This window comes from Bradyrhizobium sp. YCK136 (assembly GCF_044570075.1).
Lineage (GTDB): Bacteria > Pseudomonadota > Alphaproteobacteria > Rhizobiales > Xanthobacteraceae > Bradyrhizobium > Bradyrhizobium diazoefficiens.
Map to the genome: position 1 here is coordinate 6,981,558 of NZ_CP172424.1, position 20,415 is coordinate 7,001,972.

The 20,415-nt window shown below is 65.5% G+C and carries 14 protein-coding genes and 1 pseudogene; 3 read left to right on the plus strand and 12 right to left on the minus strand.

Going from position 1 to position 20,415, the window contains the following annotated elements; genetic code table 11:
• Positions 1-41: 41 nt before the first annotated feature.
• Positions 42-1,376 carry a hypothetical protein gene (locus ACFLEY_RS33740; RefSeq protein WP_396604310.1) on the minus strand — a complete coding sequence of 445 codons (1,335 nt, stop codon included), beginning with the start codon at positions 1,374-1,376 and terminating at the stop codon, positions 42-44.
• On the opposite strand from ACFLEY_RS33740, the gene ACFLEY_RS33745 reads away from it, so the two are divergent.
• Positions 1,345-2,775, plus strand: a complete 1,431-nt coding sequence (locus tag ACFLEY_RS33745) for a helix-turn-helix domain-containing protein (RefSeq protein ID WP_309142106.1) — start codon at positions 1,345-1,347, stop codon at positions 2,773-2,775. The genes ACFLEY_RS33740 and ACFLEY_RS33745 overlap by 32 nt on opposite strands.
• 78 nt (positions 2,776-2,853) lie before the next feature.
• On the opposite strand, the gene ACFLEY_RS33750 is transcribed toward ACFLEY_RS33745, so the two are convergent.
• The 3 genes from ACFLEY_RS33750 to ACFLEY_RS33760 all read right to left on the minus strand — a co-directional run bounded on the left by ACFLEY_RS33750 (position 2,854) and on the right by ACFLEY_RS33760 (position 6,521).
• Positions 2,854-4,521 carry a regulator gene (locus ACFLEY_RS33750; protein WP_060910973.1) on the minus strand — a complete coding sequence of 556 codons (1,668 nt, stop codon included), beginning with the start codon at positions 4,519-4,521 and terminating at the stop codon, positions 2,854-2,856.
• Positions 4,522-4,531: 10 nt separating this feature from the next.
• Entirely contained in the window at positions 4,532-5,233 is a 702-nt protein-coding gene (locus tag ACFLEY_RS33755) for a cysteine hydrolase family protein (RefSeq protein WP_027546369.1), read from the minus strand.
• Between the two features lie 334 nt (positions 5,234-5,567).
• A complete protein-coding gene (locus tag ACFLEY_RS33760) occupies positions 5,568-6,521 on the minus strand; it encodes a hypothetical protein (RefSeq protein ID WP_060912976.1) in 954 nt (317 codons plus the stop codon).
• Positions 6,522-6,686: 165 nt separating this feature from the next.
• Between ACFLEY_RS33760 and ACFLEY_RS33765 the strand changes: the two are divergent.
• Positions 6,687-10,162 (plus strand): annotated as a pseudogene (locus ACFLEY_RS33765) (indolepyruvate ferredoxin oxidoreductase family protein).
• 54 nt (positions 10,163-10,216) lie between these two features.
• Here ACFLEY_RS33765 and ACFLEY_RS33770 read toward each other — a convergent pair.
• The 4 genes from ACFLEY_RS33770 to ACFLEY_RS33785 form a co-directional block, all read right to left on the minus strand.
• A complete protein-coding gene (locus ACFLEY_RS33770) occupies positions 10,217-11,938 on the minus strand; it encodes an FAD-dependent oxidoreductase (RefSeq protein ID WP_060910972.1) in 1,722 nt (573 codons plus the stop codon).
• Between the two features lie 57 nt (positions 11,939-11,995).
• Complete coding sequence (locus tag ACFLEY_RS33775; protein WP_060910971.1) at positions 11,996-13,015, minus strand: S1C family serine protease; 1,020 nt, start codon at positions 13,013-13,015, stop codon at positions 11,996-11,998.
• A gap of 105 nt (positions 13,016-13,120) precedes the next feature.
• Positions 13,121-13,564 (minus strand): hypothetical protein, encoded by a 444-nt coding sequence (locus ACFLEY_RS33780; protein WP_060910970.1) that lies wholly within the window; start codon positions 13,562-13,564, stop codon positions 13,121-13,123.
• 8 nt (positions 13,565-13,572) lie between these two features.
• On the minus strand, positions 13,573-15,171 hold the full coding sequence (locus ACFLEY_RS33785) for a GMC family oxidoreductase (RefSeq protein WP_060910969.1): 1,599 nt from the start codon (positions 15,169-15,171) through the stop codon (positions 13,573-13,575).
• Positions 15,172-15,372: 201 nt separating this feature from the next.
• Between ACFLEY_RS33785 and ACFLEY_RS33790 the strand changes: the two genes are divergently transcribed.
• A complete protein-coding gene (locus ACFLEY_RS33790) occupies positions 15,373-16,161 on the plus strand; it encodes a thermonuclease family protein (protein WP_060910968.1) in 789 nt (262 codons plus the stop codon).
• A gap of 211 nt (positions 16,162-16,372) precedes the next feature.
• Here the strand turns inward: ACFLEY_RS33790 and cyoD are convergent, their stop codons facing one another.
• From cyoD to ACFLEY_RS33810, 4 genes are read right to left on the minus strand one after another with little or no spacing between them, the layout of a single operon-like run.
• On the minus strand, positions 16,373-16,762 hold the full coding sequence (gene cyoD / locus ACFLEY_RS33795; RefSeq protein ID WP_060910967.1) for a cytochrome o ubiquinol oxidase subunit IV: 390 nt from the start codon (positions 16,760-16,762) through the stop codon (positions 16,373-16,375).
• Entirely contained in the window at positions 16,759-17,400 is a 642-nt protein-coding gene (locus ACFLEY_RS33800; protein ID WP_011085501.1) for a cytochrome (ubi)quinol oxidase subunit III, read from the minus strand. Before ACFLEY_RS33800 ends, cyoD begins: the two co-directional genes overlap by 4 nt.
• Complete coding sequence (gene cyoB, locus ACFLEY_RS33805; protein ID WP_060912975.1) at positions 17,400-19,400, minus strand: cytochrome o ubiquinol oxidase subunit I; 2,001 nt, start codon at positions 19,398-19,400, stop codon at positions 17,400-17,402. Before cyoB ends, ACFLEY_RS33800 begins: the two co-directional genes overlap by 1 nt.
• On the minus strand, positions 19,390-20,223 hold the full coding sequence (locus ACFLEY_RS33810) for a ubiquinol oxidase polypeptide II (RefSeq protein WP_011085499.1): 834 nt from the start codon (positions 20,221-20,223) through the stop codon (positions 19,390-19,392). The genes cyoB and ACFLEY_RS33810 overlap by 11 nt, the downstream gene beginning before the upstream one ends.
• Positions 20,224-20,415: the final 192 nt, after the last annotated feature.

Here is a 20,415-nt window from a genome sequence, read left to right on the forward strand (position 1 = left end):
CACCCGACGCCGCCCATCGTAAGACAACGATCGCGGTGGGCTCACCAGCCCACGCGCAGGCCCACGCGTCCGCCGGCGACCTTCTCGTCCGGCCCGTAGCCGATGCCGCCGTTGAACTGCATGTTCCGATTGATACGCAGCGCCGCATTGAACGCTAGACCGTTGGCCCGCTCGAAGGTCCCGTAGTTCATCGTCATGGCAAAGGTCTCGTCCGGCAGCAGCGTCGGCACGCCGGCCATGGCAAAGGCCATGGCGACGCCGCTGGTCGCCTTGCTCGTTCGCGTGCTGAGGTCGTCGAGGCGGCCATTGATGCTGGCGAGCTGGGCATTGATGGCGCTGAGATCGCTCGTCGAGGCCAGGCCGAGATTGGCGAGCGTGGTGGTCGCAAGATTGCCGGCGCCGTCGGACGTGACAAGCTGCGTCGCGCCGCTTTGCGCGGCCTTGCTGGCCGACGAGGCGATGCCGGCCATGGTGTAGGTGTTGCCTGCCGTGCCGAACGCCTGCTGATTGGCGCGCGTCGCTGCGGCGCCGTTGCCGATCGCGGCGGAGTTGGCGAAGCCGGCGCTGGTGTTGTTGCCGACGGCGACGGCGTTGGCGCCTGCGACCGATACGGTGTTGCCGATCGCGATGCCGCCTGACCCGGCCACGGTCGCCGTGTTCGCCATCACCAGCGCATTGGGTGCGTTGACGGCGTTGCCGGTGCCGAACACCGAGGAGCCGGCCGCGCTCGCGGTGCCGGCCACGGTGTTATTGGAGCCGACCACGTTGACGACGTTGCCCCAGCCGGCCTGGCTGGTGCCGTTGATCGTGTTGTTGCCGCCCAGTGTGAAGCTGCGGTCGCCTCGGACAATCTGCACGGTGCCGAACGCACCGCTGTTGTCGCCGGAGATCGCGTTGCTCGCGCCGACCGCGGTGCTATTGGCGCCGTTCACGCCGATATTGTAACCGACGGCCGTGCCGTTGGTGCCGGCAGCATAGACGTTCGCGTTTGTATCCACTGCAAGCGCATTTTCGGCGTCCGCGCGACTGGAATTGCCCGCGGCCGTGCTGGCGTTGCCGCCTGCGACTGTCGCGTAGCCAAGAGCCGTGTTGCCGTCGCCACCTGCGCCTGCCCGATAGCCCACGGCCGTGGCGGTGTAACCGCTCGCGGAGCTTTGGTAGCCAAATGCCGAGGTCAGGGCGCCGGTGGCCGCGCTGGCGCTGCCAGCAGCTGTGCTGAAGAAGCCGCTTGCGGTGCTTCGATAACCCAGCGCTGTGCTGAGGCCGCCAGAGGCCAGACTGCCGGCGCCAAAGGCCGCGGCCTCGGGACCGGCAGAGCTCGATTCGCCGAATGCGGAGCCACCCGTGGTCGCGGAAGCATTGGTGCCGCAAGCCACGCTTTCTATCGAGCTCGCGCTCGCACCGGCCGCACTGTTGCTGGCATTGACGCAAACGAACTGCGCCTGCGCCGACGACGCATCCAGCAGGACAGCCAAGGGGGCAAGCACCGCGGCGGTGCAAATTCCGAGCAAGGACTGCCTGCAGGCACGCCGCGGCGTCCCCCTCGCGACAACCCGATCCTCGTCCGGCCCCACCGCAACCGTCATCCCCCGCATGTCCATCGCCTTACCTTCACGTCATTGCAAATTGCGCGGGCCGGCAAACACGCACGTCTGGCCCGCGCGCAATAATATGAATATTCATGTCCGGAGACTGCGGTTCGACGGTGCGGAAACTTGCCTGATCGTCCCAATTTGCAGACCAACTGCGAGGGAGCGGCCTGGCATGACGAAAATTCCGTATCTGCGCTTCGACACCGCGGAGCTGCCTGTCGCCGAGCGGCTCGACCGCTACCGGGCGATTCTCACGCACTATGACGTGTCGGTCCCCGAGGGCACGGACCGGGACGACTTCGAGGTCCTGGCCGAGGCCTGGTTGCTCGGTGGCCTGGTCGCCGCGTCCACCCGGATGGCGCCGGTGCGCTTCACCCGTTCCGCCGCACTGGCCAAGGCCGATGGCCGCAATTCATTCGCGCTGCTGCTGCTCAGGCGCGGCGCCTGGAGCGGCGAAGTCGATGGCGAGCCGATCTCGGCCGGTCCCGGCCAGGTGCTGGTGCTCGATCTGACCCGGCCCTTCGACGGCATCGCCACCGCGACCGACACCATCAGCCTCGACGTCGAGCGCGATCCGATCGTCAGTGCCGCGCCCGATGGCCTCGACCTGCACGGCCTCGTCCTTGACGGCGCCGCCGGCCGCGTTCTCGCCGATCATATGGCGCTGTTGCGGCGCAGGCTTCCGGCGATGGAGGAGAACGATGCGCCCGATGCGGTCCGGACGACGCTCGATCTGCTGCGCGGATGCTTCGGCGTGGCCGCCCGGCCGCGCGAGCAGGGGCTTGCCCGGCGTGACATCGCCATCCTTCACCGCGCCAGCCGCTTCATCGACCAGAATCTGGGCCGCAACGACCTGTCGGTGGCAACCATCTGCCGCGAGATCGGCGTGTCGCGCTCGGTGCTCTATCGCGTCTTCGCGCCGCTCGCGGGCGTCGCCGACTACATTCGCGGGCGGCGGCTCGAAGCGATCCATGTGCTGCTTGATGACGCCGATGAAGATCGCTGGAATGCCGAGATCGCCGCCGCGTTCGGCTTCGTGAGCCAGGCTCATTTCAGCCGCAGCTTCCGGCAGCACTTCGGCTACTCGCCGCGCATAGCGCGCGACACCCGCCTGCAGGACCTTGCAGCGGCGGTGGAAGCCGGCCCGGAGCTATTCCGCGAATGGATTGGCCGGCTCGGCTGAGTCGGCCCGGCGTAGAGGGCCAGAAAGAAAGCGGCCGGGCGACTCATCGTCGTCCGGCCGCGAGATAGCTTCGCTTCCCTACTCCGCCGGCGCGGCGTGCATCTCCGGATGCGCGGCATAGTGCTCGGTGGTGCCCAGCTTGCTGGCCGCGAACAGGCCGGCCGCCATCACCGCATAGGCGAACGCAACCGCGGGCGTGACGCCAAAGCCGCCGCCGATGCCGACGGCTTCGCCGTGCATGAAGCCGAAATAGGTGAGCACCGCGCCGGCTAGCGCAAAGGCCGAGGCCTTCTCGAAGTCGCGCTCGATGATGAAGACGCCGATCGCGCCCAGGATGAGGCCGCCGAGGATGGAGCCGCCGCCCATCACCTCCAGCCCGTGATAGAACACGCCCTGCTGCGGCAGCGCAGCGATCGCCGCCGCCTTGACCGCGTCGGCCTTGTCGGCGGCGAGCCCGCCGACCGAGGTCGCCGCCATCATGGTCGAGCCCAGCATGGTGTCGATCTGGAGCTTGGCCCAGGCGGCCAGATGCGGCGTCAGTGCCAGCACGATCGCGGGCGCATGCTTGACCGGCGTGGTCTGGAACGCCTGCGCACCGATGAGCATGCCGATGTAAAGCAGGATCGGCGAGATCGCGACGACAGGCACGAGCGCCAGCAGCACCGAGATGATGCCGAACCAAGCCAGCACGACCACCATGATGCCGGTCGCAGCCGAATAGCCGATGCGGCCGCCCATCGCCTTCCAGCCGGGATGACCGATATAGACGGCGTTGATGAAGGGATTGCCCATCAGGCAGCCGATCAGGCTGACGACGCCGTCGGCGGTGAGCACGCGCGTGGTCGGATATTCGTCGCCGGCGGCTTCCGCGCTCTCGACATTGTCCATGGCCTCGACGAGGTCATAGATACCGAACGGAATGGCGGTGACGAGGATGATGCCGAGGAATTCGAAGCCGGAGAAGACGTAGCCCACCGCCGGGATCGGCACCGAGAAGCCGAAGTTGGCGAAGGCATCACCGACGCCCTTGACGCTCAGCCCACCGAGGCCGAGGCCGAAGAGGTTCGAGCCCCAGGCGATGATCATGCCGGCCGCGATGGCGACGAGACCCGCCGGAATACCGCGCCAGTATTTCACCCCGCCGAACCAGCTCACCAGAATGATGGCGAAGCAGACGAGACCGATCTGCGGCGTCATGTACATCTCGAGCGCCGGGCGCATCGAGATGAAGGTGACGGAGACGCCGGCGAGAGTGCCGAGCAGCGCCGCGCGCGGCGTGATTTTTCGAATGAACGGCGCGATGAAGCCGCCGATCATGAGAATAAAACTCTGGAAGAACACCCAGACGAGGCCGGCCGACCAGCCCTTGAGCGGATCGCCGGTCTTGATCGTGATCGGCAGCATGATCACGAAGGTGACGATGAACATGTGCGGCACGCTGACGCCCGAGGGCAGCGCGCAGACGTCGGTGCGGCCGGTCCTCTGTGCCAAGCGGTAGGCGAGGTAGGCGTAATAGAAGGTCGACAGGCACATCATCAGCCCGAGCGCGGGCAGGATGCGGCCGAACACGAGGCTATCAGGCATCTTCAGCACGAAGCGCAAGAGGCCCGTGAGCACCAGCATGTTGACGAGGATGTTGGTGCCGAAGCCGAAAAACGCGTTCCAGTCGCCCGATGTCCATAGTGCCGGCTTGAACCCGGACGTGTTCAGATCAGATTTGCCGGCCGTCCCCGTCATTGTGCTCATGGTGATGCCCCTAAGCTGATGTGGAAATCTTCATCGCCTCCAGTACTGCGGCTGAGTCAGCGACCCAGCCGAAGATGCCGCCCTGGGCCTTGATCATCTTTAGGCCCATCTCGTGAAACTCGGGAAAGTAGGATGCGCAGCCGTCCGAGATCACGACGCAGCGATAGCCGCGGTCATTGGCCTCGCGCACCGTGGTGTTGACGCACACTTCGGTGGTGACGCCGCACACCAGCAGATTTTCGATGCCGTATTTCTCCAGCACGTCGGTGAGCTCGGTGGCGTAGAACGCGCCCTTGCCCGGCTTGTCGATCACGACTTCGCTGTCGAGCGGATAGAGCTCGGGGATGATGTCATGGCCGGCCTCGCCGCGAATGAGAATGCGCCCCATCGGGCCGGGATCGCCGATGCGAAGGCTCGGCGCGCCGCGCTCGACTTTCGCCGGCGGCGCGTCGGAGAGGTCGGGCAGATGGCCCTCGCGCGTGTGGATCACCAGCATGCCGGTGTCGCGCGCCGCCTTCAGCACCGCGCCGATCGGCTTCACCGCACGCGCAAGCTGGCTGACGTCATTGCCGAGCGTTTCGCCGAAGCCGCCCGGCTCCATGAAATCGCGCTGCATGTCGATGATGAGAAGCGCGGTGGCGGGCCAGTCGAGCCTGATCGGCTCGGGCTCGGCGCTGATGACGCCCAGTGTCGGCTTGGTCGAGTTCAACATGACTCAAGGCCCCCGCGAGAACTCTCTCTTTGCCGGCAGTTCTGCAAACGCCGTGCCATTGTGTACAATTGCGGTGGGACACAGGCCGCGAGAGAATTTGCTGCGCACTCAGAAGGTTACGTCAGGCAGCTGACGGCTGCTTATTCCCTGTGCGACGGCTTTGCGACGTGCATTTGCTTAAAGGATGGGCGGGGAAGCGGCGTCATTCCGGGGCGCGACGAAGTCGCGAGCCCGGAATCCATCGGGCCACAATACCCGAGGCGAAATGGATTCCGGGCTCGACGCTCCGCGTCGCCCCGGAATGACGAGAAGTGTGCGTGGCGACGCCTTGCCTCTACCGCCCCGCCCCGTACAGCCGCCGATACTCTTCCTCATACGGCGCATAGGAATCCTTCAGCGTCGCCATGTTGAGCAGCATGGTGGCCACCATCGTGCCCGTCTTGTCGAACACGCGCGTCTTGACCCAGGCGCTTTCGGTGCGGCGGCTCCCGGACAGCGCGACCACCTCGCGCTCGACTTCGTACCCTTCGTCGACGAAGAGCGGGCCCTTCACCAGCCTGATCTCCTGGTCGGCGAACAGACCGACCGCCGGGCCCTTGGCCGGCAGCGGATCGTCCTTGGAGCGGTACTGGAACAGCACGCTTAGCATCTCCATCGGGATGATCGCCCTGCCCCACGGATGGTCTGAGCCCGAATAGTAAGGAGAGTTCTCGGTGATGACGGCGAGCTTCTGCCTGAGCGAGAACGGATAGAGGTCGCCCATGGTCTGGTCGAACGCCATCCGCACCGGCTGGCGCTTGCTGGTCTGCGCGACCGTCACTTCGCGCAGGATCACGGGATCGGCGAGCGGCTTGAGCTCGGTGAGGCGGGTCTCCAGCGCGGTCGCCGCGTGCGGTTCGCCGACCGAGGCCGTGCCGCGCAGCACTTCGGTGCCGTCGCGCTTGACCATCTGGATCTGGCACTGGCTCGCGCCCGGCAATGGCTTCGACAGAATCGCCTGTACCTCCTCGCCCTCGTAGCAGACGCTGCGGTAATGCGCGGACAGGCAGCCGCTCTCGAACCACGCCTGTCCCCACAACCGCGCGCCAAGCGGGGCGAACTGGCTGAAATGCGTCGGTCCTTCGATGGTGCCGCCCTTGAAGCCGAGCTTCTGCGCGGTGGCATCGTCATGGATCGAGGCGTGCGCATCGTAGACCTGCGCGTGAAGCATCTGGCGCGGCTGGCGCCACGGCCCGATCAAGGCCTCGGCCGTCTCGGTGATCTCGGTGTCGAATGCGTCTGCGGTCATGATGTTCTCCACAACAAGCCATGACTAGCAGGAGCGCCACGGATGCGGCCAGCGATATTGACTTCGCCGGCCCATGCTCTTGACTGCGATCTCCCGCTTCGCTCGGCCGCAAGCCTCCCGCGGCGCAAAATCCCTCGCCCGACCAAGACAACAAGGACTTCCGAAATGACGCTGATGCAGGTCGAGCTGGACGATAAATACCGGCTCGAATCGAAGCGGATATTCCTGTCCGGCACGCAGGCCCTGGTTCGATTGCCCATGTTGCAGCGCGAACGCGACCGGCTTCAGGGCTTCAACACCGGCGGCTTCATCTCCGGCTACCGCGGTTCCCCGCTCGGCATGTACGACCACGCGCTGTGGCGGGCGAAGTCTTTCCTCCAGCAGCACGACATCGCCTTCGTGCCCGGCCTGAACGAGGACCTGGCTGCGACCGCGGTCTGGGGCAGCCAGCAGGTCGGGCTGTTTCCCGGCACCAAGGTCGATGGCGTGTTCGGCATCTGGTACGGCAAGGGCCCGGGCATCGACCGCTCGGTTGACGCGCTCAAGCACGCCAATGCGGCCGGCACCTCGCTCAATGGCGGCGTGCTGGCGCTGACCGGCGACGACCATGGCTGCCAGTCCTCGACGCTCGCGCATCAGAGCGAGCAGGTGTTCGCGGCGGCGCTGATCCCCGTGATCAATCCGGCGACGCTGCAGGACTATCTCGATCTCGGCCTCTACGGTTTTGCGCTGTCGCGTTTCTCCGGCTGCTGGGTCGGCTTCAAGGCGATCAGCGAGACCGTCGAAAGCTCGGCGTCGATTGACAGCGACCCTGAACGTATCCAGATCAAGCTGCCCCATGATTTCGAGATGCCGCCCGGCGGCCTCAACATCCGCTGGCCCGATCCGCCGCTGGACGCCGAGAGGCGCCTGTTCGGCCCGAAGATGGCCGCAGTGCAGGCTTTTGCCCGCGCCAACCAGCTCGACCGCATCGTGCTCGATTCAAAGCCGGCCCGGCTCGGCATTGTCGCAACCGGCAAGGCCTATCTCGATCTGCGTCAGGCACTTGCCGACTTAGGGATTACCGACAAGGACGCGCAGGACCTGGGCCTTCGCATCTACAAGGTCGCGCTGACCTGGCCGCTGGAGGAGAGCGGCGCCAGGCGTTTCGCCGAAGGACTTCAGGATGTTCTGGTGGTCCAGGAGAAGCGTGGCTTCATCGAAGACCAGCTGATGCGCATCCTCTACAACATCGACGCGTCGAGGCGCCCGACCGTCACGGGCAAGCGCGACGAGCGCGGCGCGCCGCTGCTGCCGAGCGAGGGCGAGCTGACGCCGACCATCGTGGCTGGCGCGCTGGTGGCGCGGCTGCGCAAGCTCGGCCATCACAGCCCGGTGCTCGAGCAGCGCCTGGCCCGGCTCGAGGCGTTCGACAATCCCGTCACCACGAGCGCGCCGATCAAGCTCGCGCGCACGCCGTTCTTCTGCTCGGGCTGCCCGCACAATTCCTCGACGCGCGTGCCGGAGGGAAGCCGCGCCATAGCCGGCATCGGCTGCCACGGCATGGCCCTGAGCATGCCGACCCGCCGCACCGATTTGATCTCGCACATGGGCGCCGAGGGCGTGAACTGGATCGGCCAGTCGCCCTTCACCACCGAGCAGCACATCTTCCAGAACCTCGGCGACGGCACCTACACCCATTCCGGGCTTCTCGCCCTTCGCGCCGCCTCCGCCGCCGGCATCAACATCACCTACAAGATCCTCTACAACGACGCCGTCGCGATGACCGGCGGCCAGCCCGCCGAGGGCGCCTTCAACGTCGCGCAGATCGCGCATCAGGTCTGGGCCGAAGGCGTCAAGCGGCTGGCGATCGTCTCGGATGATCCGAGCAAATACCCCGAAGGCAACTACTTCCCGCAAGGCGCGACCATCCATCACCGCCGCGAGCTCGATGCCGTGCAGCGCGAATTGCGCGACATCAAGGGCCTCACGGTCGTCATCTACGACCAGACCTGCGCGGCCGAAAAGCGCCGCCGCCGCAAGCGCGGGCTCTATCCCGATCCCGCCAAGCGCGCCTTCATCAACGAGCTCGTCTGCGAAGGCTGCGGCGACTGCTCGCAAGCTTCCAATTGCGTCTCGGTGCAGCCGCTGGAGACCGAGTTCGCCGCAAGCGCCAGATCGACCAGTCGAACTGCAACAAGGAATTTTCCTGCGTCGAAGGTTTCTGCCCGAGCTTTGTCACCGTGCACGGCGGCACGCTGAAGCGGATCAAGACGTCGTCAGTGGACTCCGGCCAGCTGTTCGCCGATTTGCCGCTGCCGCCGGCGCGTGAGCTTGATGGACCCTACAACATCCTCGTCACCGGCATCGGCGGCACCGGCGTCATCACCATCGGCGCGCTGCTCGGCATGGCCGCCCATGTCGACGGCCGCGGCTGCTCGGCGCTGGACTTCACCGGCCTGTCGCAAAAGAACGGCGCGGTGATGAGCCATGTCCGCATCGCGCCGAAGCCTGAGGATATCTCCGCCGTCCGCATCACCACCGGCGGCGCCGACGTCATCCTCGGCTGCGACATGATCGTCTCGGCAGGTCCCTCCGCGCTCAGCCGCGCCGAACGCGGGGTGACGAAGGCCTATATCAATGCCGATCTGCAGCCGACCGCGAGCTTCGTGCAAAACCCCGATCTCGATTTCGAGATGGGCACGATGCAGACCGTGTTGCGCGACGCCGTCGGCGACAAGAATCTCGACATCATCGACGCGACAGGCATTGCCGCAGCCTTGATGGGCGATTCCATCGCGACCAATCCCTTCATGCTCGGCTTCGCCTTCCAGAAGGGCGCGATTCCGCTGTCGCTGGAGGCCCTGCTCCGCGCCATCGAGATCAACGGCGCCGCAATCGAGATGAACAAGCTCGCCTTCACCTGGGGGCGCCTGGCCGCCCACGACATGTCGCGGGTGCGCAGCGTGCTCCAGTTCAAGAGCCGGGCGTCCGCGCCGACCAAATCGCTCGACGACATCATCGCAACGCGCGCGGAATTTTTGACCGGCTATCAGGACAAGGCGTATGCCGACCGCTACCTCGCAGCCGTCGCCAAGGTGCGCAAGGCGGAGAGCGCGGCCTCGCCCGCGTCCACGGAGCTGACCGAGCCCGTGGCCAAGAATCTGTTCAAGCTGATGTCCTACAAGGACGAGTACGAGGTCGCGCGGCTCTACACCGACGGCAGCTTTGCCAAGAAGGTCTCGGAGAAGTTCGACGGCGACTTTTCGCTGAAGTTCTACCTCGCCCCGCCGATCTTCGCGCAGCGCGACAAGACGACCGGGCATCTCCGGAAGAAGGAGTTCGGCGGCTGGATGATCCACACCTTCCGCGTGCTGGCCAAGCTGAAATTCCTGCGCGGTGGCGCGTTCGATCCGTTCGGCCGCACTGAGGAGCGCCGGACCGAGCGGAAGCTGATCGAGAATTATCTGACGATGATCGATCAGCGGATCGTTGGGCTGAAAGCGGCGCAGATCCCGCTGCTGGCAAGGCTTGCTCGCGTGCCCGAGACGATCCGCGGCTTCGGCCACGTCAAGGAAGGCAATATCAAGCAGGCGATGGCCGAGACGGCGCGGCTGGAAGCAGAGCTCGAGAACAGCCGGTTTGCAGCGGCGGCGGAGTAATGTTTCTCTCCCTCTCCCCGCAAGCGGGGAGAGGCGAAGAGGCCGCCGCCCAGATCACATCTGCTCTTTTGCCAACTCGCGCGTCACACCACCCTCCGCCAGATGCCGTCCCGCGATATACCCGAACGTCAGCGCCGGCCCGAGTGTGATCCCCGGGCCAGGGCAGTTGCCGTTCATGATCGAGCCCATGTCATTGCCGCAGGCGTAAAGGCCCGCAATCGGCGTGCCGTCGCCCCGCAGCACACGGGCCTGCGCATCGACCTTCATGCCGATCGCCGTGCCGAGATCGGCCGGATAGATCCGCAGCGCGAAGTACGGCGCGCGGAGGATCGGCGCGACGCAAGGGTTCGGCTTGTGGCTGATATCGCCGAGATGGCGCTGGTAAATCGTGCTGCCGCGGCCGAATTCGGGATCGCGTCCCTCCTTCGCGTCAATATTGTAGGCCGCGATCGTCGCTGTGAGCACAGACGGCTTGATGCCGATCTTCGCAGCGAGCTGCGTGATGTCGGGAGCTTCGACCAACTCGCCGCTCGCGACATAGCGCCGAAAGTTACGCGTGAACGGCTTGATGCGGCCGAGGCCATAGCTCCACAAAAACTGACGATCGCAGACCAGGTAGAACGGCCGATCGGGCTCGCCATGGCCGTCGCGCAGCATGGCGAGCACGAACTCATGGTAGGACAGCGCCTCGTTGACGAAGCGCCGGCCCGCGGCGTTGACGGCGATCACGCCGGGCTTGGCGCGATCGGTCACCGTGTGCGGGAAAACACCACGGCTGCCGTCAGCGCGGCGGAACAGCGAGGCCGGCACCCAATAGGCCGGGCTCGTCGCCTCGGTATTGAGCGCAGCACCGGCCGTCGCCGCGAGCCGAAGCCCGTCGCCTGTGCCTGATGGACTGGTCGCCGAGACAAATCCTGCCGCAGGCGGGAAGAACCGCTTACGCAAAGCGGCATCGTGCGAAAAGCCGCCGGTCGCAAGCACCACGCCGCGGCGCGCCGCGATCGCGCGGTCGCGGGAGCCGTGACGGATCACCACCCCGCTGACGCGATCGCCCTGCATCGACAAATCCTCGACATCCGCGCTAAAGAGGATCTCGCCCTGCCGCGCCAGCAGCGAGGCGTAGAGCCGCGCGGCGAGCGCGTTGCCGAGATGCAGCGTGGTGCCGCGCGAGCTGCGCAGCCGCTGCATCATGTATTCCGAGACCAGCCGCGCCGCGCGCAGGCTCGAACGCAGCGATTTTCCGATCCGGCGCAGGTGGGGAATGTCGAGCCGATTGACCATCATTCCGCCAAACAGCGTGAACTCCGGCAGCGGCGGCCGCAATCGCGCGAAAGCCCGGCCCAGCCGCGTGCCGTCGAAAGCCACGGGCTCGAGCGCGCGCCCGCCTGATGTTGCGCCCAGCCGTTCGGGATAATAGTCCGGACAGGTCTTCACCGGCTGGAGCCGCACTTCCGTCTTGGCTTCGAGATAGGTGACGGCCTCAGGCCCGCGCGCGAGGAAGGCCGCGCGCAGGCCGGCATTGGCGGGCTCGGGGACCGTGCTCGACAGATACTGCACGGCATCGGCGACGCTGTCGGAAAGCCCCGCCGCCTTCATCTTGGGATTGGCAGGAATCCAGACCATGCCATCGGACCACGCGGTGGTGCCGCCGACGAACGCGGTCTTCTCGATCACGAGCACACTCAGGCCTTCGGCGGCGGCGACCGCCGCCGCCGTCATGCCGCCGGCACCGGCGCCGACGACGATGACGTCGTAAGTCTCATGCGCCGGCATCATGCGGCAATTTTCCGGAGGCGAGGCATGACATCGTCATACCTCGCCCGCGGCTCGCAGCTAGCGGGCGGGCTTGCGCTCGATCGGGTCGATGTCTATCGCCCGCAGGCGGCCGAGCCGCAGCACGTCCATGGCGAGCCGCCGGCCGATCCGGTCGCGGTCGAGCACGCGGATCAGGTCGTCGACGCCGTTGATCTCGACGCCGTCGAGCCTGATCACGACATCGCCGGGCAACAGGCCCGCCTTCGCGGCCGGCCCGTCCGGCTCGATCTGCATCAGAAGCGCGCCCATCTTATTCTCGACGCCGGCCAGCACCGCATGCCGCCGCGGGACCGGCGCGGTCTGCCCGGCGACGCCGATATAGGCGCGGCGGACATAGCCGTGGCGGATGATCTCCGCCAGCACGAATTGGGCGGTGTTGCTGGCGACCGCAAAGCAGATGCCTTGCGCGCCATTGATGATAGCGGTGTTGATGCCGATCACCTCGGCATTCGACGACACCAGCGGCCCGCCGGAATTGCCGGGATTGAGCGCGGCATCGGTCTGGATGACGTCCTCGATGGTGCGGCCGCTGACCGAACGGATCGAGCGTCCCAGCGCCGAGACCACGCCCGCGGTCACGGTCGATTCGAATCCGAGCGGATTGCCGATCGCGATCACGAGTTGGCCGCGCCGCAGGGTCTTGGAGTTGCCGAGCGCGGCATAGGGCAAGTGGCGCACGCCGTTGGCGCGCAGCAGCGCAAGATCGGTGTCGGGATCGGCGCCGAGCACCTGGGCGTCGCCGACATGGCCTTCCACATCCCGCAGCCGGATCTCCTTGGAGGCGCCGACCACATGGCTGTTGGTGAGCACGAGCCCATCCGGCGAGATCACGATGCCCGAGCCGAGCCCGCCGCGCTCGCGGCCGTTCGGCACCTTGGGCCCGGTCTCGACGCGCACGACGGCAGGGCCGACGCGGTCGGTGACGTCGATCACGGCATTGGAATAGGCATCCAGCAGCGCCCGGTCATCGACCGGCGCAGAAGCTGTCGTTCGCGATGACGAGGCGTCATCGGCGATGTCTGAGGTAAAATCCAGCATGGCAAGAGTCCTTGAGGCTCACACAGATGGTGGCCTGTTCCCCCTCGCGCAAGTAGCCCGCCTGGGGCGCAAGGCTGGACTGCCGGGTATTGACTGCCCAAGTGGCTAGGGCGCCCGTCGCAGCGTGCCCGCCCTCGCCTTGACCGGGTCGAGCAGCGACCAGTCGCCATCCGGGAGCACATAGCCCTTCGGGAACGGCGCGCGCAGCTCCAGCCCGAGCGAGCGCAGCACGCGGTCGTCGCGGTAGTAGCATTGCAGCACCACGCGGACGAGGGTAGCCGCGCCGCCGGAGCTGCGGAACTGCTGCGCGACGCCATCGCGCGCGGCGGGTTCGAGGTCCGCCAGCGGCATGCCGGCGAGCCGCGCCAGATGATCGAGTGCAGCCGCGACCGGCCTCGTGTCGCGGCCGAGGGTCGCAAGAATGTCGGCCTGTATGATCTCGTCATCGGCACCGGGAACCCGGTATTCCTCGCTCGGTGGAATGATCATCGCGGCGATGGCGCGCAAATCCTGGCGCTGCCGCGGCGTGAGGGTGATCTGTTCGGTCATGAAAATCCTCAATCGAACAAATTGGCGAGACGCTGCTTCATCTGGTCGGCGATGTAGAGCGCGAGGGCCTGGATGGTCGAGGTCGGGTTGACCCCGCCCGAGGTGACGAAGATGCTGCCGTCGACGATGAAGAGGTTCTTCACGTCGTGCGAGCGGCCCCATTCGTTGACGACGGAACGTTCGGGATCGGTGCCCATCCGCGCCGTGCCGAGCAGATGCCAGCCGCCCCACGGGATCGGCGAGTTGACGCAGATGTCGGTCGCACCGGCGGTTTCGAGAACCTCCCGGCCGCGCGCCAGCGCGTGCTCCATCATCTTCCGGCTGTTCTCGCTGATCGTATAGTCGATCTTCGGCGCGGGAATGCCGTGGCTGTCCTTCAGGACAGGATCGAGCGTGACGCAATTGTGCTCTTCCGGCAGGTCCTCGCAGATCGCGGAGAAACCCAGCCGATGGCCGTTGAGCTTGCGGAACACGCGGTGATGATCGGCGCCCCAGGGCAGGATGCCCTTCTGCTCGCTGACGACGGCCTCGAACACCGGCCCTGCCCCGCGCACGAACTGGACACCGTAGCCGCGCACGAAGCCGCGCGACAGATCAGTGTCATACCACTCCTTGCTCCACAGGCAGGTCGGGGGCGCGCGGTTGCTATCGGTCGGCTCCTTCACATAGCCGTAGATCTGCGCATAGGGATGGAACATCAGGTTCTTGCCGACGAGGCCCGACGAATTGGCAAGCCCATTCGGAAAGCGCCCCGACGCCGAGTTCAAGAGCAGCCGCGGCGTGCCGACGCCGTTGCAGGCAACGATGACGACATGCGCCGGCTGGAACTGCTCGACGCCGTCCTTGTCGTAATAGACCACGCCCGATGCCATGCCGTTCTCGTCGGTGGTGATCTCGCGCACCCGGCAATGGGTGCGCAGCTCGACGCCGGCGCGGACCGCATGCGGCCAATAGGTGATATCGGTCGAGGATTTGGCGCCTTGCGCGCAGGCCGGCGTGCAATGGCCGAGATTGATGCAGCGGGCCCGGCCCTCATAATCCATGGTCGCGACCGTGGTGTCCGACGGCCACCAGTGCCAACCGAGCTTGTTCATGGCCTTGCCGATGATCGCACCGGACAATCCCATCGGCTGCTGCGGCATCGGCGGATGCGTCAGCGGCGAGAGCGGATCGCCCGACAGGCCGGATGTGCCCATCATCCGGTCGTTCTCCTCGAAGAACGGGGTCAGCGCGTCGTAGTCGATCGGCCAGTCGTCGGCGACGCCGTCGAGCGTTTTCACCTTGAAATCGGAAGGATGCAGCCGCGGCCAGTGCGCGGTGTACATCACCGTCGAGCCGCCGACCGCATTGTAGTTGACGACCTTGATCGGCGAATTGTCGTCGTTGATCGGATAGTCCTCGGGCCGGCCGCGGACGTTCGGGCTCGACGACCACTCGCCGTAGAACTTGGCTTCCCAGTCCCGGCCCGTGCTGGGATATTCCGCCGGGTTCATCCAGCCGCCCTGCTCCAGGCAGAGAATGTGCATCTTGGTCTCGGCCAGCGACCACGCCACCGCCGCGCCTGAAGCGCCGGCGCCGATGATCAGGACGTCCACGGGGTCTTTCATCGCGATCTTTTTCCTCCCCTCGCCGCTTCCCGGGCGATTCGGCCTCCGCAGTCCGTGAGGCCGGCGCAAACGATAGGGTCAGAGCGACGGCTGAGTAAAGCCGCGGGGCCGGAATGTCGCACTTCGCAGGGCGCAGACCATTGGTATCGCCACATCCGGATGCTAGGAACGAGGCGAAAGAGCAATCGATAGCGAGACCGTATGTCCTTCGAGAATTCATTTGCCGCCGCCCGCGCTTTCGCGCTTGTTTTGTTTCTTGCTCTGCCCGGATTTCTGGCCTCCTCAGCGCCTGCGTTCGCACTGACCGCGACGGCGACCGTCCGGGACGCCAATTCCATCCAGCTTGGCGACGTCACCTACCGGCTCGACGGCGTCGACGCGCCCGAGCTCGACCAGGTCTGCATCGACGATCACGCGGATCCCTGGACCTGTGGCATCGAGGCCCGCGACCAGCTGGCCAAGCTGATCGGCAAACGGGCGGTGCGCTGTGACGATGTCGGGCCGGAAAAGAGCTTTGGCAAACGCCACCGCGCCATCTGCACGGCCGAGGGCGACAAGGCCAGCCTGAACGAGCAACTGGTCAAGCTCGGCTTCGCCATCGCGCGCGAGCCGATCAAGGCGAACGTCAAGCCGGCGGCGGCCGAAGCCAAGACGGCCTCGTCCGGAATCTGGAAGGGCTGCTTTGTTGCACCGCAAGAATTCCGGACCGGCAAGAAGGACGGCGCGCTCCTGGGCACCGCCTGCCGGCCCGACCGCGACAAGGAAATCCGCGCCGTGCTGTTTCCGGACGAGCTGACGATGCCGCCGAGTTGCAGCATCAAGGGCAAGCTCGCGGTGCGCGCCCGCGTCACCGGCAATATCGGCATCTATCATCTGCGGGGCTGCCCGAGCTATCCGGCAACCACCAAGCCGGACCGCTGGTTCTGCTCGGAGGACGACGCCCAGGCCGCCGGCTTCCGCAGGGCCTATAATTGCCGCCGGCCCAAGTGAACAAGCCGTTCACGCCGCCGTGAGCGGTAGCCGGAGACAGTATTGATCCGGAATTGCACTCCGTCGGGAGTTGCTTAGCTTATAAGCCTACGCAAGCGCTTGCGCGTGCGTTTCCTTGGCAGCAATCCGGTTCGGATTGCTTTGCTCGGGCGTTTCCTCCCTAGACTTGGGCCGCTTGTCACAAACAAGCGGCTCTTCTTTTTTGTGCCCCCTAGTTCCGCATCCGCATGATCTGGTCCATCGGCGGCATGTTCCCGTTCAGGTGCGACATGATCCAGACCGTGCCGCCGACCACCAGGAAGACGACCAGCAGTCCGAAGGCCAGCGCCAGCACGTTGTTGGTGTTGTCAGGGCCCGTGGTGATGTGCAGGAAGAACACCAGGTGCACGCCCATCTGCGCGATCGCCAGCACGATCAGCGCGACCGGGATCGAAGGCTGCCAGACCAGATCGGTGCCGGCGATAAAGAACGACGTCGCCGTGAGCAACAGCGCCAGCACAAGACCGACGACGTAACCCAGGATCCGCTCACCGACACTATGCTGCTCTTCCTCGCCCGGCGCGAGATCGTGCCCGGTCGGAAAATGGGTCTGATCGCTCATGCGGCCCCCCCAAGCAGGTAGACGACGGAGAACACCCCGACCCAGATGATATCAAGCGCGTGCCAGAACAGCGCAAAGCACATCATCCGCCGCAACACGTCGGCGCGAAAGCCTTTTGCAAAAACCTGGGCCATCATGGTCAGCAGCCAGAGCACGCCGGCCGAGACGTGCAGGCCGTGGCAGCCGACCAGCGAGAAGAACGAGGTCAGGAAGGCGCTGCGCGAGGGGCCGTAGCCGCGCGCGACGAGATCGGCAAACTCGCGGAACTCGATGGTCAGGAAAATCAGGCCAAGCACGCAGGTCACGGCCATGCCGAGATAGAACCAGAACCGGTTGCGCACGTCGGCGGCGATGCTGGCCATGCCGCAGGTGAAGCTCGACAGCAGCAGGCAGACCGTCTCGATCGCGACGTTCCGCTGCTCGAAGATTTCCGAGCCCTTGGGACCGTCGGCGGTCTGGCCAGACAGCACCGCATAGGCCGCAAAGAAGCAGGAGAACATCACGATGTCGGAGAGCAGGAACACCCAGAAGCCGTAGGCGGTCACGATCCGCTTCGACGCCGGCCCGGGATGCTCGACCACGAGCCCGATATGATGGGGATCGGCATGCGCACGGCCGACAGTCGCGGTCATCGACATTAGACCACCCCCGCCATGCTGACGAGGCTGCGACGTTCCTCGAGATTGATGCGATCGATGCGGGCGACCTCGTCGGCCGGAATGACGTATTCGTCATGGTCGCGCCAGGCGAACACGACGAAGGTCGCGAACGCGCCGATGCCGCCCAGGATCACCATCCACCAGATGTGCCAGATCAGCGCAAAGCCCATGATGGTGGCGAAGAACGCGCAGATGAAGCCGGTCGGGGAATTCCGCGGCATTTCGATGTCGTGATATTCGGGCGCATCGTGCTCGAACGATTGCTGCCGGGCATGGGTCTTCATGTCCCAATAGGCATCCTCGCCGCGCACATCGGGACTGAAAGCGAAGTTGAAGACCGGCGGCGGCGAGGAGGTCGCCCATTCCAGCGAACGCCCGTCCCAGGGATCGCCGGTGCGGTCGCGCAGGGCCTCGCGATTCCTGATGCTGACGACGAGCTGCATGATCTGGCAGATCACACCGATCGTCAGCACGGCCATGCCGGCCGCCGCAACCAGCATCCAGGGCCGCCACGCCGCGACGTCGTAATGCTGCAACCGCCTGGTCATGCCGAGCATGCCGGCGATATAGAGCGGCATGAAGGTGACATAGAAGCCGAGGAAGGTGAACCAGAACGCGAGCTTGCCCCAGCGCTCGTCGAGGCGGAAGCCGAACGCCTTCGGAAACCAGTATTCGAAGCCGGCGAACGCGCCGAACAGCACGCCGCCGATGATGACGTTGTGGAAGTGCGCCACCAGGAACATGCTGTTGTGGAGCATGAAGTCGGCCGGCGGCACCGCGACCAGCACGCCGATCAGGCCGCCGATGATGAAGGTGACCATGAAGCCGACTGCCCACAGCATCGGGGTCGCGAAGCGAATACGGCCGCCATACATCGTGAACAGCCAGTTGTAGATCTTCACCCCGGTCGGCACCGCGATGATCATGCTGGCGATGCCGAAGATGGCGTTGACGTCGGGTCCCGCCCCCATCGTGAAGAAGTGGTGCAGCCAGACCATGAAGGAGATCACGCAGATCGCCATAGTGGCGAGCACCATCGAGCGATAGCCGAACAGCGCCTTGCCGGAGAAGGTCGACACCACCTCGGAGAAGATACCGAAGGCCGGCAGCACCAGGATGTAGACCTCCGGATGCCCCCAGGCCCAGATCAAATTCATGAACATCATGACATTGCCGCCGGCCTCGTTGGTGAAGAAGTGGAAGCCCAGGTAACGGTCGAGCAGCAGCATCGCGAGCGTGGCGGTGAGAATCGGAAACGCCGCGACGATCAGGAGATTGGAGGCCAGCGTTGTCCAGCAGAACATCGGCATGCGCAGATAGTTCATGCCCTTGGTACGCAGCTTCAGCACGGTGGTGACGAGATTGATGCCGGCGACCAGCGTGCCGACGCCGGAGATCTGGAGCGACCAGGCGTAGTAATCCACGCCGACGCCCGGCGAATAGGACAGCCCCGACAGCGGCGGGAAGGCGAGCCAGCCGGTACGGGCGAACTCGCCGATCACGAGCGAGAGATTGACCAGCAGCGCGCCGGTCGCGGTCAGCCAGAACCCGACCGAATTGAGCGTCGGAAATGCGACGTCGCGGACGCCGAGTTGGAGCGGCACGACGAGGTTCATCAGCCCGATCACGAACGGCATCGCCACGAAAAAGATCATGATGGTGCCGTGCGCCGAGAAGATCTGGTTGTAATGCTCCGGCGGCAGATAGCCCTGCGACTGGTAGGCCACGGCCTGCTGGATCCGCATCATGATCGCGTCGCTGCCGCCGCGCAGCAGCATGATCGAAGCCAGCAAGATGTACATGACGCCGATCCGCTTGTGGTCGACGCTGGTGATCCACTCGTGCCAGAGATACGGCAGATGCCCCTTCACCACGACCCAGACCAGCACCGCGAGGATCGCGACCAGCACCACCGCGCCCGCTATCAGCGGAATGGGTTGATCAAATGGAATGGCCGACCAATCGAGCTTACCGAGCATCGTGGCCTCCACTGTGCGGCCGGCCCGCATCGGATAGCAGTTCCGGACCAGGCCCCGGCGGAATGTGCTGGGTCGCGATCAGGTCGAACAGGCGGGGATCTTCCAGGCGATAGGTCGGCCTGCCCCTCTCGATGCCCTGCTGCATCAGCTTCTTGTAGCTCTCCTCGTTCAGCACGGCATCGGACTTCGCCGTGCTCGCGACCCAATCCGGAAAGGCGAGCGGCGAGATCACGTTGACGTCGAACATCATGTCGGGAAAGCCGTCGCCGGAGAAATGCGCCGACAGTCCCTGAAGCTTGCCCTCGTTGTCGGCGCGCAGGTTCAGCTTCGTCACCATGCCGTTCATGGTGTAGATCATGCTGCCGAGCTGCGGGATGAAGAACACGTTCATCACACTCGACGAGGTGAGCTGAAAATTCAGCTCGGCGCCGGCCGGCACCGTCAGCGTGTTGACGGTGGCGATGCGCTGGTCGGGATAGATGAACAGCCATTTCCAGTCGAGCGAGACGGCCTGAATGCGCACCGGACTGCCGGTGCCCGGCACGGGCGCCGCGGGATCGAGTCGATGCGAGCCGATCCAGGCCACGCCGCCGAGCAGGATCACGGTGAGCGCCGGGATCGCCCACACCACCATCTCGACGCGCCCGGAATAGACGAAGTCCGGCTGGAAGCGCGCTTTGGTATTGGACGCGCGAAACCAGAACGCAAACGCCAGGATCACGATGATGGTCGGCACCACAATCGTAAGCATGATGAAGACGGAATCGACCAGGATGGTGCTGTTGGCGGCAGCCACCGGCCCTTGTGGATCGAGCAGATTCATCGGCAAGCCACTGGCGATTGGGAAGCCCCGGGGGCAAGCCTAACGTGAAAAACGCCCCCGCCGCAAACGCAGTTGTGTGAAGATGGTTCCGCGCCGCGCCTGCTCAACCGCGGAGCGTCTCGCGCGGCGGCATGCAATTCCATGCGATGTCAATGACATCTACGCGGGACGGCCGGCCTTCTCACCTCCGCA